This is a genomic window from Bradyrhizobium sp. HKCCYLS3070 (assembly GCF_051167575.1).
Lineage (GTDB): Bacteria > Pseudomonadota > Alphaproteobacteria > Rhizobiales > Xanthobacteraceae > Bradyrhizobium.
Genome location: NZ_JBNPTI010000004.1, coordinates 62,207 through 76,382 on the forward strand (window position 1 = coordinate 62,207; position 14,176 = coordinate 76,382).

At 66.5% G+C, this 14,176-nt stretch carries 14 protein-coding genes and 1 tRNA gene; 6 read left to right on the top strand and 9 right to left on the bottom strand.

Annotated features, from left to right (window positions below):
* Nucleotides 1-11 precede the first annotated feature (11 nt).
* The 8 genes from ACQR03_RS15400 to chpT form a co-directional block, all read right to left on the bottom strand.
* Nucleotides 12-308, bottom strand: a complete 297-nt coding sequence (locus tag ACQR03_RS15400) for a circadian clock KaiB family protein (protein ID WP_012046401.1) — start codon at nt 306-308, stop codon at nt 12-14.
* Entirely contained in the window at nt 305-2,059 is a 1,755-nt protein-coding gene (gene kaiC / locus ACQR03_RS15405; protein ID WP_315826144.1) for a circadian clock protein KaiC, read from the bottom strand. The genes ACQR03_RS15400 and kaiC overlap by 4 nt, the downstream gene beginning before the upstream one ends.
* A gap of 223 nt (nt 2,060-2,282) precedes the next feature.
* Nucleotides 2,283-3,152: a CheR family methyltransferase gene (locus tag ACQR03_RS15410; RefSeq protein ID WP_315752677.1), complete on the bottom strand. Its 870-nt coding sequence runs from the start codon at nt 3,150-3,152 to the stop codon at nt 2,283-2,285.
* Nucleotides 3,149-4,339 carry a protein-glutamate methylesterase/protein-glutamine glutaminase gene (locus ACQR03_RS15415; RefSeq protein WP_315714015.1) on the bottom strand — a complete coding sequence of 397 codons (1,191 nt, stop codon included), beginning with the start codon at nt 4,337-4,339 and terminating at the stop codon, nt 3,149-3,151. The genes ACQR03_RS15410 and ACQR03_RS15415 overlap by 4 nt, the downstream gene beginning before the upstream one ends.
* A gap of 74 nt (nt 4,340-4,413) precedes the next feature.
* A complete protein-coding gene (locus ACQR03_RS15420) occupies nt 4,414-4,779 on the bottom strand; it encodes a response regulator (RefSeq protein WP_006613312.1) in 366 nt (121 codons plus the stop codon).
* A 68-nt stretch (nt 4,780-4,847) separates the two neighbouring features.
* Nucleotides 4,848-5,318 (bottom strand): chemotaxis protein CheW, encoded by a 471-nt coding sequence (locus ACQR03_RS15425; RefSeq protein WP_315714012.1) that lies wholly within the window; start codon nt 5,316-5,318, stop codon nt 4,848-4,850.
* A 26-nt stretch (nt 5,319-5,344) separates the two neighbouring features.
* Nucleotides 5,345-8,113, bottom strand: a complete 2,769-nt coding sequence (locus tag ACQR03_RS15430; protein ID WP_315714011.1) for a hybrid sensor histidine kinase/response regulator — start codon at nt 8,111-8,113, stop codon at nt 5,345-5,347.
* Nucleotides 8,114-8,355: 242 nt separating this feature from the next.
* Nucleotides 8,356-9,018: a histidine phosphotransferase ChpT gene (chpT, locus tag ACQR03_RS15435; RefSeq protein WP_315752676.1), complete on the bottom strand. Its 663-nt coding sequence runs from the start codon at nt 9,016-9,018 to the stop codon at nt 8,356-8,358.
* 232 nt (nt 9,019-9,250) lie between these two features.
* On the opposite strand from chpT, the gene cysQ reads away from it, so the two are divergent.
* A complete protein-coding gene (gene cysQ / locus ACQR03_RS15440; protein WP_316201363.1) occupies nt 9,251-10,084 on the top strand; it encodes a 3'(2'),5'-bisphosphate nucleotidase CysQ in 834 nt (277 codons plus the stop codon).
* Between the two features lie 15 nt (nt 10,085-10,099).
* Here the strand turns inward: cysQ and ACQR03_RS15445 are convergent, their stop codons facing one another.
* Nucleotides 10,100-10,606: a YHS domain-containing (seleno)protein gene (locus ACQR03_RS15445; protein WP_315752674.1), complete on the bottom strand. Its 507-nt coding sequence runs from the start codon at nt 10,604-10,606 to the stop codon at nt 10,100-10,102.
* A 119-nt stretch (nt 10,607-10,725) separates the two neighbouring features.
* On the opposite strand from ACQR03_RS15445, the gene ACQR03_RS15450 reads away from it, so the two are divergent.
* From ACQR03_RS15450 to ACQR03_RS15470, 5 genes are all read left to right on the top strand, one after another.
* Complete coding sequence (locus tag ACQR03_RS15450; RefSeq protein ID WP_315714007.1) at nt 10,726-11,352, top strand: DUF1134 domain-containing protein; 627 nt, start codon at nt 10,726-10,728, stop codon at nt 11,350-11,352.
* 144 nt (nt 11,353-11,496) lie between these two features.
* Entirely contained in the window at nt 11,497-12,783 is a 1,287-nt protein-coding gene (locus ACQR03_RS15455; protein WP_315714006.1) for a hypothetical protein, read from the top strand.
* Nucleotides 12,784-13,021: 238 nt separating this feature from the next.
* Nucleotides 13,022-13,096 (top strand) — tRNA-Val (locus ACQR03_RS15460).
* Nucleotides 13,097-13,267: 171 nt separating this feature from the next.
* Entirely contained in the window at nt 13,268-13,633 is a 366-nt protein-coding gene (locus ACQR03_RS15465) for a hypothetical protein (RefSeq protein ID WP_434841781.1), read from the top strand.
* A 95-nt stretch (nt 13,634-13,728) separates the two neighbouring features.
* Nucleotides 13,729-14,121, top strand: coding sequence for a FixH family protein (locus tag ACQR03_RS15470; RefSeq protein ID WP_315714005.1), 393 nt, complete (start codon nt 13,729-13,731; stop codon nt 14,119-14,121).
* Nucleotides 14,122-14,176 lie beyond the last annotated feature (55 nt).

The following is a 14,176-nucleotide window of genomic DNA, read 5'->3' on the forward strand; positions in this document are numbered from 1 at the left end:
GCGTCCTCCGTTCAGCTCGGTGCGATGTCCAGACCGACCAGCACCTTCTCCGCATTGGAGAGATCGCCGATGATTCGCTTGAGGGGCTCGGGCAGTTGACGGATCAAGGTCGGGATTGCGACGATCTGATCTCGTTGTGCGAGGGCCGGATCCTTCATCAGGTCGATCACCTCGATCGTGTAGCGGCCCGGCAGATGCGTCTCGCACAGCTTCTTGAGGTTGGCGAGCGCCGCCAGCGATTTCGGCGTCTGACCGGCGACATAGAGCCGGAGATTGTAGCCATCCTGTTCCATCGGAGCCGCCGTCACTTTCTGGATGTCAGCGGGTTGGCTGGGGAGCTCGGACGAGGCCTGGACGAGCGGCTCTCGATCTGCGCGAGGCGAGCGGCTGCGCGCTGATCCTCGCGGGCAGCGCCTTCCAGATTGATGAGCTCCATCTCGCTCTCCTCGTTGGCCAGCTGAGCCTTGAGCGTTTCGATCTGAGCCGCGAGGTCGCGGCGGCGACGTTCGATCTCGCGCGCGCGTCGTTCCGTATCCTGCGTGCGCAGCAGGCGCTCGACGCGATCTCTCGCCTCCTGCGCCACCCTGGCCGATCCCGTGAGCACGCCCTCCGGGCCGACATAGACCTCGCGCAGCGAGATGCCGTCGGCACTCATCAGGAATTCGCGGACCTGGTTGGAATGCGCCATGCCGCGCGACTTCAGCAGATAGAGCTGGCGGTTGTGCTCGCCGTTGCTCTCGCGATTGTAGAGCAGCAGCCAGGTGTCGGTGAGCGACGAGATCTGCATCTCCGTGGTCGCCGTCTCCGCGCTGCCGGCGCCGAGATTGGTGAACAGCGCCGTGACGCCGCGCGCCTTCAGGAAATCGATGAGGCGCAACGTCATCGAATGCACGTCGCCGGCAATGCCGGCGCCCATGAGCGCCGAGATGGGATCGACCACGACGGCGGCGGGATCGAACTCCTTGACCTCGCGATGCATGGCGGCGAGATGCGTTTCCAGTCCGTACAGATTGGGGCGCCGGGCCGAGAACCGCAGCAGGCCGCGATCAACCCATTGCTGCAGGTCGAGACCGACCGACTTCATGTTGCGGATGATCTGCTGCGGGGATTCCTCCAGCGCGAAATAGATGCAGCGTTGCCCGCTCTTGCAGATCGAATTGGCGAAGTGTGCCGACACCGTCGACTTGCCCGAGCCGGCCATCCCCGAGATCAGGATACTCGACCCTTTGTAGTAGCCCTGGCCTTCGAGCATGTCGTCGAGATCGGCAATGCCGGTGGAGACCCGCTCCGTCCACGCATCATGCGCGAGCCCCGACGAGGTGATCGGCATCACCGTGATGCCTTCCTGGTCGATGATGAAGGGGTATTCGTTGGTGCCATGCGCCGTGCCGCGATACTTCACGACGCGCAGCCGGCGGGTCGAGAGCTGATCGTGCACGCGGTTGTCGAGCAGGATGACGCAGTCGGCGACGTATTCCTCGAGGCCGTAGCGCGTCAGCGTACCATCACCGCGCTCGCCGGTGATGATGGCGGTGACGCCCTTGCTCTTCAGCCATTCGAACAGCCGGCGCAACTCGGAGCGCAGCACCGCCTGATTGTCGAGGCCGCCGAACAGGGTCTCGATCGTATCGATCACGACGCGCTTGGCGCCGATCGAATCGATCGCGAAGCCGATGCGGATGAACAGGCCGTCGAGATCGTAGTCGCCGGCCTCCTCGATCTCGTTGCGATCGAGATGGATGTGATCGACCACGATCTTCTTCTGCTCGATCAGCCTATCGATGTCGTAGCTGAGCGAGCCGACGTTTTTGATCAGGTCCTCGGGCTGCTCCTCGAACGCGATGAACACGCCCGGCTCGTCGTAGGCGACCGCGCCATTGTAGAGAAACGTCATCGCAAACAACGTCTTGCCGCAACCGGCCGCGCCGCACAGCAGCGTCGGCCGCCCTTGCGGCAGGCCACCGAAGGTGACCTCGTCGAGGCCGTCGATCCCGGTCGGCGATTTGGCGATGACAGGGAGATCCCGCGTCACGATTCGAGGACGCACACTCGTTTTCATCCAATCCCCCGCCACCAATTCAACACGCGTGAGTCCACACCAAGGCGTGAATAGACGCGTCAGGAACCGAAAAGTTCCATGGGTCGGCGAGATTTGCTTCGGAAGGAGGCCTGCGGGCGCAGAAAGGACCGGCCGCCCGCGCGGGACGGACGCACGCGGGACGGAACGGCCGACCGCCCGACCGGTCGAAGCGCCCCCCGGTCACAGACGGCTCCGGCCGGCGTCAGCGCGCCGCGACCACCTTGAGGCCGGGCAGCAGCGCCGCGCCGCCGCGCGGGCTGCGCACCGGATTGATCTGGTACAGACCCCGCCGCTCCTGGTTGGGCCGGAACGCGTCGGTGATGCCGACGACCGATTCGGCGGCTCCCAGCAACAGCGTGCCGTCCGGCTCCATCACCTTGGCCATTCGCTCGAAGATCGAGGCCTTGGTCTCCTGATCGAAATAGATCAGCACGTTGCGGCAGAAGATGATGTCGAACTTGCCGAGATGCGAGAAGTCCTGCAGCAGATTGAGCTGGCGATGCTGGACCATGCCGCGGATGTCGGCGCTGAGCTGCCAGAGCTCGCCGAGCTGCGTGAAATATTTCACCAGCAGCTGGATCGGCAATCCACGCTGCACCTCGAACTGGCTGTAGAGGCCGGCCTTCGATTTCTCCAGCACCTCCTGCGACAGGTCGGTGGCAACGATCTCGATGCGCCAGCCCGCCAGAGCGGGACCGAATTCGCGCAGGCACATCGCGATCGAATACGGCTCCTGTCCGGTCGAGCAGGCGGCCGACCAGATGCGCAGGGAACGACGATTGGCGCGCGACTGGATCAGCGCCGGCAGGATGCCCTCACGGAGATGATCGAACGGAATCTTGTCGCGGAAGAAGAACGTCTCGTTGGTGGTCATCGCCTCGACCACCTGCGTCGTGAGCTGCTCCGCGCCGCTCTTGATCTTCTGCACCAGCTCCGTGATGCCCGGCAGGTTGGAGCGGCGGGCCAGCGGCAGCAACCGGCTTTCGACCAGGTACTGCTTATCGGCCGACAGATCGAGGCCGGAGCGATCCTTCAGGACCTTACGCAAGAACTCATAGTCCAGGGGTGTCACGAACGGTCTCCAGCAAACAGACGAACCAGCTTCGGTCCAATCTGATTCAAGGGAAGGACGGCCGCGCAGATGCCGGCATTGGCTGCTGCGCCCGGCATGCCCCAGACCACGCTGGTCGCCTCGTCCTGCGCGATCACGCTGCCGCCGGCGGCGACGATGTCCTTGCCGCCGCGCATGCCGTCGGATCCCATGCCGGTCAGGATCACGGCCAGGGTCGAGCCCTGCCAGACCTCGATCGCCGACATGAACAAGGGATCGACGGCGGGCTTGCAGAAATTGACCGGAGGACCGTTGTCCAGCGCGATCACCACATCGGCGCCATGGCGCGCCACACGCATGTGGCGGCCGCCGGGGGCAAGGTAGATCTGACCCGGCTTCACCACTTCACCGTCGACGGCCTCATGGGCCGGCCTGCGGCTCGAGCGCGCCAGATGCTCGGCGAGGATGGTGGTGAAGGTCGGCGGCATATGCTGGGTGATCAGCACCGGAAAGCGGTCGATCACGGGACCGAGCTCGGTCACCAGCGACATCAGCGCCTGCGGGCCGCCGGTCGACGATCCGATCAGCAGCACCTTCGGCATCTGCGTGCTGAAGGAGCGGCGCGCCAGCTGGGTCGGCGCGGCGGGCGCCACGGGAGCGACCATCGGCCGCGCCGTTGACGCAGGCCGGAGCCCCTGGACTTGCGGGACGATCGGCGAGGCGGCCGGCGCATGCGGGGCGGGAGCGGCGCGGCGCGCCTTGGCGCCGAGATTGCGGATCTTCTGAATCAAATCGTAGTGGAAATTGTCGGCCGCCGAGGCCTCGCGCGTGCTCTCGGGTTTCGGAATGTAGTCGGCCGCGCCGAGCGACAGCGCCTTGAAGCTGATCTCCGCGTTGCGGCGGGTCAGCGTCGACGCCATGATGACGGCGAGGTTCTTCTTCTTGGCAAGCAGCTTCGGCAGGGCGGCGATGCCGTCGAGCTCGGGCATCTCGATGTCGAGCACGGCGACGTCGGGATTGACGCGATCGATCTGGTTCACGGCCTCGAGGCCCGTGCGCAGCGACGCCGCCACGACCATGTCGGGCTCAGACGCGATCCAGCGCGAGATCATGCCGCGAATGACCACGGAATCGTCCACGACCATCACGCGGAGAGGTTCCTGCCTGGTCGAACTTGGGATCGAAGAACTGGCCAACGCGACGCTCATAGTTCACCAACAGGACAGAGGCACGGGGTGACGGCAAGCCCGGACGACCACGGGACCGACGCACGCGACGGAGATCAGATCAGCCCGACTTCCTGAAACTTCGCCGTCACGATGTCCTTGTCGAAGGGCTTCATGATGTACTCGTTGGCGCCGGCGTGCAGCGCGCGCGCGATGTGCGCGACATCGTTCTCGGTCGTGCAGAACACCACCTTCGGCGCGTCGCCGCCGGGCATACGCCGGAGATTGCCGAGGAACTCGTAGCCGTCCATGACGGGCATGTTCCAGTCGAGCAGCACCGCATCCGGGAGGCCCCGCTTGCAGATCTCCAGCGCCTGCTCGCCGTCCTCCGCTTCCACGATCTGGAAATCCAGACCTTCCAGAATGCGTCGCGCCACCTTTCGAATGACGCTGGAATCGTCAACTACCAGACACGTTCTCATATCAGCCTCACGAGATCAGGATCCAATGCAACGACGCATGATGCGCCGCTGCCCGCACGTTGCAGTGTTCAGGCCGCCATCTTGTCGGCGGCGAGCTCGAGCACGCGATCGACGTCGAGAATGACCATCAGCTGGCCGTCGAGGCGGTGCACGCCGCCGGCAAGCTTCGCCATGCGCGGGTCGAGATTGACGGGGTTCTCCTCCCGGCCCTCCTCGGGCAGCCGCAGCACCTCGCCGATCTGGTCGATCAGGAGACCGTAGGACTCGCCGCGCAGATCGACGCCGACCGCCATCGGCGGCTTGCCGTCCTCGGCGCGGGCAAGGCCGAGCCGCGCCCGCATGTCGACGACGGTCACGATGCGGCCGCGCAGGTTCAGGACCCCGGCGATCTCCGCCGATGACAGCGGCACCCGCGTCACCCGCTCCGGCATGAACACGTCCTGCACCCGGGAGATCGGCAGGCCGAACAGCTGGCCGCCGATCATCGCAGTGACGTATTCGACGGCGGCGCCCTCGGTGGTTTCGATCTTGCTGCTCATCGCACGCTACTCCTGTCCGCTTGCTGTCACGCGGCCCGCCGGTTGGCTTCGGCGCGGGCCCGTTCCTCGATCTGTTCCTTCAGCGCCGCGATCAGGCCGGGCCGGTCGAACTTGGCGATGTAGTCGTAGAGACCCGCCTGGCGGCCGCGCTCGATCGCCGCCGGCGACACCAGCGACGACACCGCGATGACCGGCATCTGGCTCAGGTTCTGGTCGGCGCGGATCGCCTCGGTGAACTCGAAGCCGTTCATCTCCGGCATCTCGATGTCGGTGACGACGATGTCGAAGCTGTGCCCGGAGCGCAGCGTGGCCAGGCCCTCGATCGCCGAGGCCGCCGTGCGCACCTTGTAGCCGGCCGACTTCAACACCGGCGCCAGCATGTTGCGGAAGAACGGCGAGTCGTCGACCAGCAGCACCGACTGCGTCTGCGCGTCGGTGTGCATCTCCTTGCGGATGAACCAGTCGGCGAAGGCCATCGGCAGGAAGTGGCCGACGTCGATCACCTCGGTCGCCTGGCCCTTGATCACCGCCGAGCCGAGGATGCCATCCTTGGCGCCGGAGACCTGGATGTTGAGCCGCTCCTCGACGATGTCGATGATCTCGTCGACCACGAGGCCCATCGCGCGGGTCTCGTCGGCGAACACCAGGATCGGCTGCGAGCCCGACGTCTGCACCGACACGCCTTCCATCTGCACCAGGGGCATCAGCTGGTCGCGGTACTGCACCATGTAGCGGCCGTTGGAGATCTCGATCTTGTCGGCCGCGATCTCCTCCAGGCGCGTGACCAGCGCCAGCGGCACCGCCTTGGGCTGCGCCGTGCCGGCGCGGAACACCAGCAGCGAGGTGAGCTGCTCGCCGCCGATGGCGTGATGCGCGGCGTGCTCGTCCGACACCGCCTGCGAGGCCGAGCCGGCGGCGCCGAGCGCTTTCGCAATGCCGTTCGGATCGATGATCATGATCACGGCGCCGTCGCCCAGGATGGTGTTGCCCGAGAACATGTCGATGTGACGCAGCTTGGTCGACATCGGCTTGACCACGATTTCCTCGGTGTGGAACACGCAGTCGACCACGATGCCGAAGGTCTGGTTGCCGACCTGCGTCACCACGATGAAGCCATTCTCCGGATCGGTCGACGAGCCGTCGTCGATCTTCAGGAGCTTCTTCAGATGCATCAGCGGCAGCAGCTTGTTGCGCAAGCGCAGCACCGCGGTGTCCTTGATGCGCTCGATGCGGTGCTCGGAGTTGGCGCGCGCACGCACCAGCTCGACGACCGACAATTGCGGGATCGCGAAGCGGTCGCCGCCGGCTTCGACGATCAGCGCCGAGACGATCGCGAGCGTCAGCGGGATCTTGATGGTGACCGAGGTGCCCTCGCCGAGCACCGACTTGATGTCGATGGTGCCGCCGATCTGGTCGATGTTGGTGCGCACCACGTCCATGCCGACGCCGCGGCCCGAGACCGAGGTGACGGCGGCCGCGGTCGAGAAGCCCGGCTCGAAGATGAACTTGTGGATCTGCGCTTCCGTCATCTTCTCGAGCTCGGCCTCGGTGACGAGGCCGTTCGCCAAGGCCTTGGCCTTGATGCGCTCGGTGTTGAGGCCGCGGCCGTTGTCGGCGATGCAGATGATGATATGGCCGCCTTCGTGATAGGCGGACAGCCGGATGGTGCCCTGCTCGGCCTTGCCGGCCGCGGCGCGCTCGGCCATCGTCTCCAGGCCGTGATCGGCGGAGTTGCGCACCATGTGGGTGAGCGGGTCCTTGATCAGGTCGAGCACCTGGCGGTCGAGCTCGGTGTCGGCGCCGTGCATCTCGAGCTCGATCTGCTTGCCGAGTTCGGTGGCGAGGTCGCGGACGATGCGCGGCAGCTTCTGCCAGGCATTGCCGATCGGCTGCATGCGCGTCTTCATGACGCCCTCCTGCAGCTCGGCGGTGACGTTGGACAGCCGCTGCAGCGGCACCTTGAACTCGGTGTCCTCGTTGCGGCGGGCGATCTCCAGGAGCTGGTTGCGCGTCAGCACCAGCTCCGAGACCATCGTCATCAGATGTTCGAGCGTGTCGACGTTGACGCGGATCGACTGGTTGGCGACCTTGTCGTTCTCGTGCACCTCGCCGTCGGCATTGACCTTCGGCCGCGCCGCCTTCTTCGGCTCGGCCTTGGCCTCTGCTTCCGCCTTGGCAGGCCCGGCCTTGGCGACCGGCGCCGGGGCAGCGGCCTTGGGCTCAGGCGCCTTCTCATGCGCGGGCGGCAACTCGATCGCGGTCTCGCGGAAGGCCCGCTCGAGCTCGTCGAGCGACACTTCGCCCGGACGCAGCGGACGCTCCAGCGTCTGGTCGATCAGCGAGCCGTGCGTCACCGCGGGGGCGGGCGGCGCGGCCGGCACCAGCGGCGGGGCCGCCTCGCCGGCGGCCATCGCCGCCATGCCGCGCTCGACCATGGCCTCGAGCTCGCTGATGAGGTCGCGGTCCTCGCCCTCGGGCTCGGCCTCGTTGGCCTCGAGCTGTCCCAGGATGTCCTTGATGCGGTCGATCGTGGTCAGGATCAGCGTCACGGCCTCGCCGGTCACCGGCATGCCGTCGCGGAATTTGCCCATCAATGTTTCGGCGGCGTGCGCCAGCGCCTCGAGCCGCGGCAGGCCGAGGAAACCGCAGGTCCCCTTGATCGTGTGCACCAGCCGGAAGATGTTATCGAGGATCTTGGCGTTGTTCGGCTCCTGCTCGAACCGCACCAATTGATTGTCGACGGTGTCCAGGCTCTCGCTGGTCTCCGTCAGGAACTCACGCAACAGGTCATCCATGAAACTGGCCTTCGCACGCAACGGAACGCGACATGACGCGCCCTTCAAACCGTGGCCAGTTTCGGTGCAAAGCGTTTAATATTAGTTGAGTAAGCGCAAATGAACGGACTCAACAAAGAGATAAGATGCATCCGGACAAGTTCGGACACATCGGCAAGGCTTGATTAACCATGGTGAATGGATTGTTGCGTCTGTCCCACGACACGAGGTCGCAGGACTGACGCGGCAGGACGTCCGCCCGATCAGGCCGCCTGCACGACCATCGCATTGCCGTCGGCGGTGAGCGTCACCTTGAGGCCGCAGGCATCGGCGAGCAGACGGGTGTAGTAGGGCTGCACCGCGTGGGCATCGATGGTCGATTGCAAGTCGCCACCGAGCAGATTGACGATGTTCTGCGGCAGCCGGGCATTGAGCCCGGTGGCGGCGACACGGAAGCTCATGGTCTCGCCATCGCCGATCGGGTCGACGGTCAGCATGCCGCCGCGCGGGATCGTCTGCTGCGCCACCACCATCATGTTGAGCAGCAGCTTGACCCGGTTCTTGGGCAACAGCAGCCGCGGCAGATTCCAGGTGATCGAGGTCTTGGCGTCCTCGATGTGGCCGCGCGCCATGGTCTGGGCGTCGCCGAGATCGATCTGCGCGCCCGCAGAGCCGGCCGCACCAAAGGCGAGGCGGCAGAATTGCAGCCGGGCCGACGCCGTCTTGGCGCTCTTGCGGATCAGCTCCAGCGCGAAGTCGCGATCCTCCGGCTTCGGATTGTCGTCGAGCACCTCGAGCCCATTGACGATGGCCCCGACCGGACTAATCAGGTCGTGGCAGACCTTCGAGCAGAGCAGAGCGGCAAGTTCGAGCGTATCGGGAGCGGGTATCGGATTGGCGATCTCGGGAGAGGACGTGCCGGACATTCGATGTTCCTGAAATCCGCGAACCTGGGCGAATCATGCTTGCGTTAACGCTTGATACACTGCGAAAGCATGGACCGCCACCGAACTGAGAGCGGCACACGGGAAAGTACGTAGCGGTTTTCCCGGCAGCCGCAATGAACGTGCGAACGGCCGTACCCGGATGCGCCGGGCGCCAGAACAGGGATACGATGATGCCAGCTGCGTACGGAACGGCCGGAAGGAGCACCGCGCAATGACGACGGCACCGACTGCAGGAACCGTCGGGGTCGAGGCCGCCGCGGCGCTGATGACGCCCCTGACGGAGCTCGTCGTCGAGGCGGCCTACGCGATCCTCGCCGTCAACCGCCGCGCCATGGCCGTTACCGACAAATCCGACGGCTCGCCGGTCACCGAGGCCGATCTTGCCGCCGACCGGGTCATTGCCGAGGGGCTGGCGCGGCTGGCGCCCGCGATTCCCGCGCTGTCGGAGGAGCGGGTCGGAACGAGCGCAGGACCGTTCGAGGGCAGCTTCTTCCTGATCGATCCGCTCGACGGCACCAAGGAGTTCGTCGCCGGGCGCGGCGAGTTCACGGTCAATCTGGCGCTGGTTACCGACGGCAGCCCGCTGCTCGGCATCGTCTGCGCGCCGGCGATCGGCCAGATCTGGCGCGGCCTGGTCGGCCGTGGCGCCGAGCGGCTGTCGTTCACGGAGGCGGGTCTGGCGGCCGCCGAGCCGATCCGCACCCGGCCGATGCCGCCGCAAGGCGCGGCATGGGTCGCCGCGGTCAGCCGGTCGCATGGCGATGCCCGCACCGAAGCCTTCATTGCGGCGCGTCCGGGCGCGGTGCGCCTGCCGCTCGGCTCGGCCGTGAAGTTCGGCCGGCTCGCCGAAGGTCTGGCCGACATCTATCCCCGGCTCGGCCCGACCTCGGAATGGGACGTGGCGGCAGGCCACGCCGTGGTCTCAGCCGCCGGCGGCACCGTCACCAGCGAGACCGGCGCGCCGTTGCGCTATGGCGAGCGCCCCGACGGCTTCATCGTGCCGTCCTTCATCGCCTGGGGCGACCCGGCTGCGGTGAAGGTTTGAGACAGCCCTGCCGCGCTATTGCGGCAGGTCGCCCTCGAGCGCCGGCCAACGGGCCTCCGCACCCGGCAGATAGCGGCTCGGGTCGGCCGCGAAAGCGTCGCGGCTCTCTTCGCGGTTGAACAGGAACAGCCGTTCCTCGACCACGACGAAAAAGCGCGGGTTGCCGGCCACCGTTACGCCGCGAGCCACATCGGTCGGGTCGTAGCCGCCGAATTGCGGGCCGTAGACCTCCGGATGGGCCAGGAACGAGGCGCGATTGCCCTCGTTGCGAAACCGCCAGACCACTCCACCCTGGGACGCCTCGAAATCCGGCAGCCCCGGCATGGCCCTGCCATCCACGAAATAGGAAACAGGGTCGAAGCCGTCGATCGCCAGCCCGCTGAAGCGGTCGGAGATGATGCGCTGCGTCGTGGCCGCCGGCGCGCCGACCGGCGGCAGCGCAGCGAGCGCGATAGCGGCAATTACAAGGCGAAACAGCGACTTTGACCCGGTCTGGGGCGGTTGTTGCCGTTGTGCGGTCATAGTTGGTGCCGATAACATGGGAGTCGCAGGGGCATCGCCCCTCGCCCGACAATCGGCCGATGTGATTGGCGTCAGGTTAAGGCGAGGCTCGGGCAGCCGATAGCAGGGGATTTCCATCGATGAGTTTCGCATCCCGCCTTGCCGCCACGACGTTCGCGGCCGTGCTGGCCATGACCGCGTCGGTCGCCGCGCAGCAGGCGCCCCCGCCTGCCGCGCCGCCGTATCAGCAGCCCGCCCCCCCGCCGCGCCCTGCGCCGAGCCCGGACAGCTTCAACCCGGACGAGCTCGTCAATGCCGGCCACCGCTTCTTCGGCAACGTCTCGCGCGGCCTCGCCTCGGTGATCGAGCGCGCCGTCAGCCAATGGGGCCTGCCGAATGGCTACATCCTGGGTGAGGAAGGCGCCGGTGCCTTCGTCGCCGGTCTCCGTTACGGCGAAGGCACGCTCTACACCAAGAACGCCGGCGACCTCCGCGTCTATTGGCAGGGCCCCTCGCTCGGCTTCGACTGGGGCGGCGACGGCGCCCGCACCATGACGCTGGTCTACAACCTGCCGGCCACCAGCGCGATCTACCAGCGCTTCGTCGGCATCGACGGCTCGGCCTATATCGTCGGCGGCTTCGGCATGACGGCGCTCACCGCCAACAACATCGTGCTGGTCCCGATCAGGTCCGGCATCGGCCTGCGGCTCGGCGCCAATGTCGGCTACCTCAAGTTCACGCCGAGCGCGACCTGGAACCCGTTCTGAGGCCGCCGCCGATACCGCCAATTGATGCCGCGAGGACACGTTCTCCCGTGACGGATCAAGGTTAACACGGCATTGGGCTGGCGTTGAATCAGCCCGCCGTGCATTGTGATTCCGTTAATCATTTCTGACCGGGAGTTGTGCGTCATGGTCGAGCCGATCATGTATTTTGCGATCGGTTTTCTGATCGCCATGCTCTGTGCGCTGATGATCGTGCCGCTGGTGCACAATCGTGCGGTGCGGCTGACGACGCGCCGGCTCGAGGCGGCGACGCCGCTGTCGATGGCCGAGATCCAGGCCGACAAGGACCAGCTGCGCGCGGAGTTCGCGATGTCGGCGCGGCGGCTGGAGATGAGCGTCGACGCGCTCAAGAACAAGGCCACCGGCCAGCTCGCCGACCTCGGCAAGAAGACCGACGCCATCAACCGCATGAAGATCGAGCTCGGCGAGAAGAACGCCGCGATCTTTGCGCTGGAGGCGCGCGAGAAGGCGCTGAAGGATCAGCTGCGCGCCACCGAGGAAGAATTCGCCGCCAAGACGGAGGCGCTGCGCGCCGCCGAGCAGGCGCTGAAGGAGAAGCAGGCCGAGCAGGTGCGCCTGACTGCCGAGCTCAACGACAAGGCTTTGCTGGCCGACAGCCGGCAGGTCGAGCTGGTGTCGGTCAGGACCCAGGTCGAGGAGCTGCGCAGCCGCGTGGCCGACGCCGAGAAGGAATTCTCCGCGACCCAGACGCGGCTCGCGCTGGAGCGCGACGAATCCGACACCGCGACCAAGGCGCTCAACGACGCCCGCGCGCGGGTCGAGAATCTCAGCCAGCGCGTCACCGAGCTCGACCGCCAGCTGATCGTCCAGGTCAAGGAAGCCGAGATGCTGGCGAGCCGCGTCGCCGACCTCGAGGGCCGGCTGTCGACCCAGGGCAAGCTGCTTGCCGAACGTGATTTCGAGAACAACCAGCTGCGCGAGGCCAACGTGGCCGCCGACCGCGCCTTGAAGGAGCTGCGCGAGGAGCTGGCCGGCATGGGCAGCGGCAAGTCGGCCGCGTTCGAGCGGCTCAAATCCGAGAAGGCCGCCCTCGAACAGCAGCTGCAGGCCGCCCGCGACGAGCGCACCAAGCTGCAGCGCGAGATGAACGCCATCCAGCAGCAGGCCGAGAGCACCTGGGCCCAGGAGCGGATGGAGAACGCGCTGTTGCGCGAACGTATCAACGACATCGCCGCCGAGGTCGCCAAGCTCGCGATGCAGATCGAGGGCCCGAACTCGACGATCGAGGCCATGCTGGCCGCCGAGCCGGCCCCCGCCAAGCCTGCCAACGCCAATGGCGTTGCCGCGGCGCCGGCTGCTGCGGCCGGCGGTGCGCCCCAGGGCGGTACCCTGGCCGACCGCATCCGCGCGCTGCAGTCTCATGCCTCGCGAGCACGGCAGCTCGGGGCCTGAGGCCGCCGGATCGGAGCCGAGTGCGGCGGATATCTGCCCGTCGCTTCAGTATGGAGGCCGGCCCGCGAGAGGGCCGGTTTCGGCCCCGATCGAGGACGGGCCACCGCACCCCGGCAGTTTTCCTCGCCATCTCCGCCGCAAATCCTTGACACCCCCTGCCCGCGCTTCGTAAATCGCGGGCTCCGACGGACTGCTTCGGCGGCTCGCTGGCTCACAGCCACGACCGCCACCGGCAACCGGGCGCATAGCTCAGCGGGAGAGCGTTCCCTTCACACGGGAGAGGTCCAAGGTTCGATCCCTTGTGCGCCCACCATTTGCCGTCGCCATCCTTTTCCTTTCATGCGATCGCTTGTGCTGGTCTGGCCCGTCGTCATGCCTCCGGCGACGCGATGGTCACGCAGGATTGAGCGGGATCAACGACTGCGTCGGCGCCTGGCTTATGTTAGCTGTCTTGCTCTGCGACCGGAAAGGTAACTCCATCTCGATGCGGCTCGTCCGTACCATCCTGGCGTTCGCGATTGCCCTGTCCGTGGCGATGCTGCCGATCGGCGCATCAGCGGCTGTGATGGCGTCGTCGAACGAGATGCAGACGAGCATGCAGATGGACGACGGGGCCGGCATGTCGATGGACGAATGCTGCCCCGACGACATGAAGGGCACCGGCTCCCCGTCGCACAACACCAAATGCAGCATGGGTTTCTGCTGCGCGGGAGGGACGGTTGCGCTCGGCGATGTCAGGGCCGTTGCCTTCGCGCCCCTCGCCGTGAGCGCGACCAGGATCGCCATTCCCGCCGATCAGGTCGCTTCTCTTCACAGCGGCAGTCCTCCGTTCCGACCTCCTCGAGTCTGATCTCGCACGAGCCGACGCGCACAATGTCTGCGCGCCGATGACTGACGTGCGCGCCGCGGGCGCCACGGCCGAGATCCATTCATGAGGACAGGACCATGCTTTCCAGAATCAGCACCGCGGCCCTCGCCGCCACCCTTTCGCTCGCCGCACCGGCCGCCATCGCCGGCGCCGCCGACTACAGCTTCGAGCCCGTCACGGCCGAGATGAAGAAGGGCGACGACGTCACGGTCGCCGTTCGTCTCACCCATAAGCAGACCGGCAAGGCCGTAACTGACGCGGTCATTTTCAAGACACGCGTCGACATGGCGCCGGATGGGATGGCCGACATGGTGTCGGAGGTGGCGCCGCTGCCGTCCAAGGAGCCCGGCGTCTACGCCTTCAAGACCGACCTGCCGATGGCCGGGCGCTACCAGGTCACACTCTCCGCGAAGGTGCAGGGCGAGCCGGAGACGGTCACCGGCAAGGTCGTCGTCAAGGCGACGAAGTGAGCCTGCGGGGCGCTCCCCGACGAGCGCCCCGCCCTTCCCAACGGATCGCGCGCGT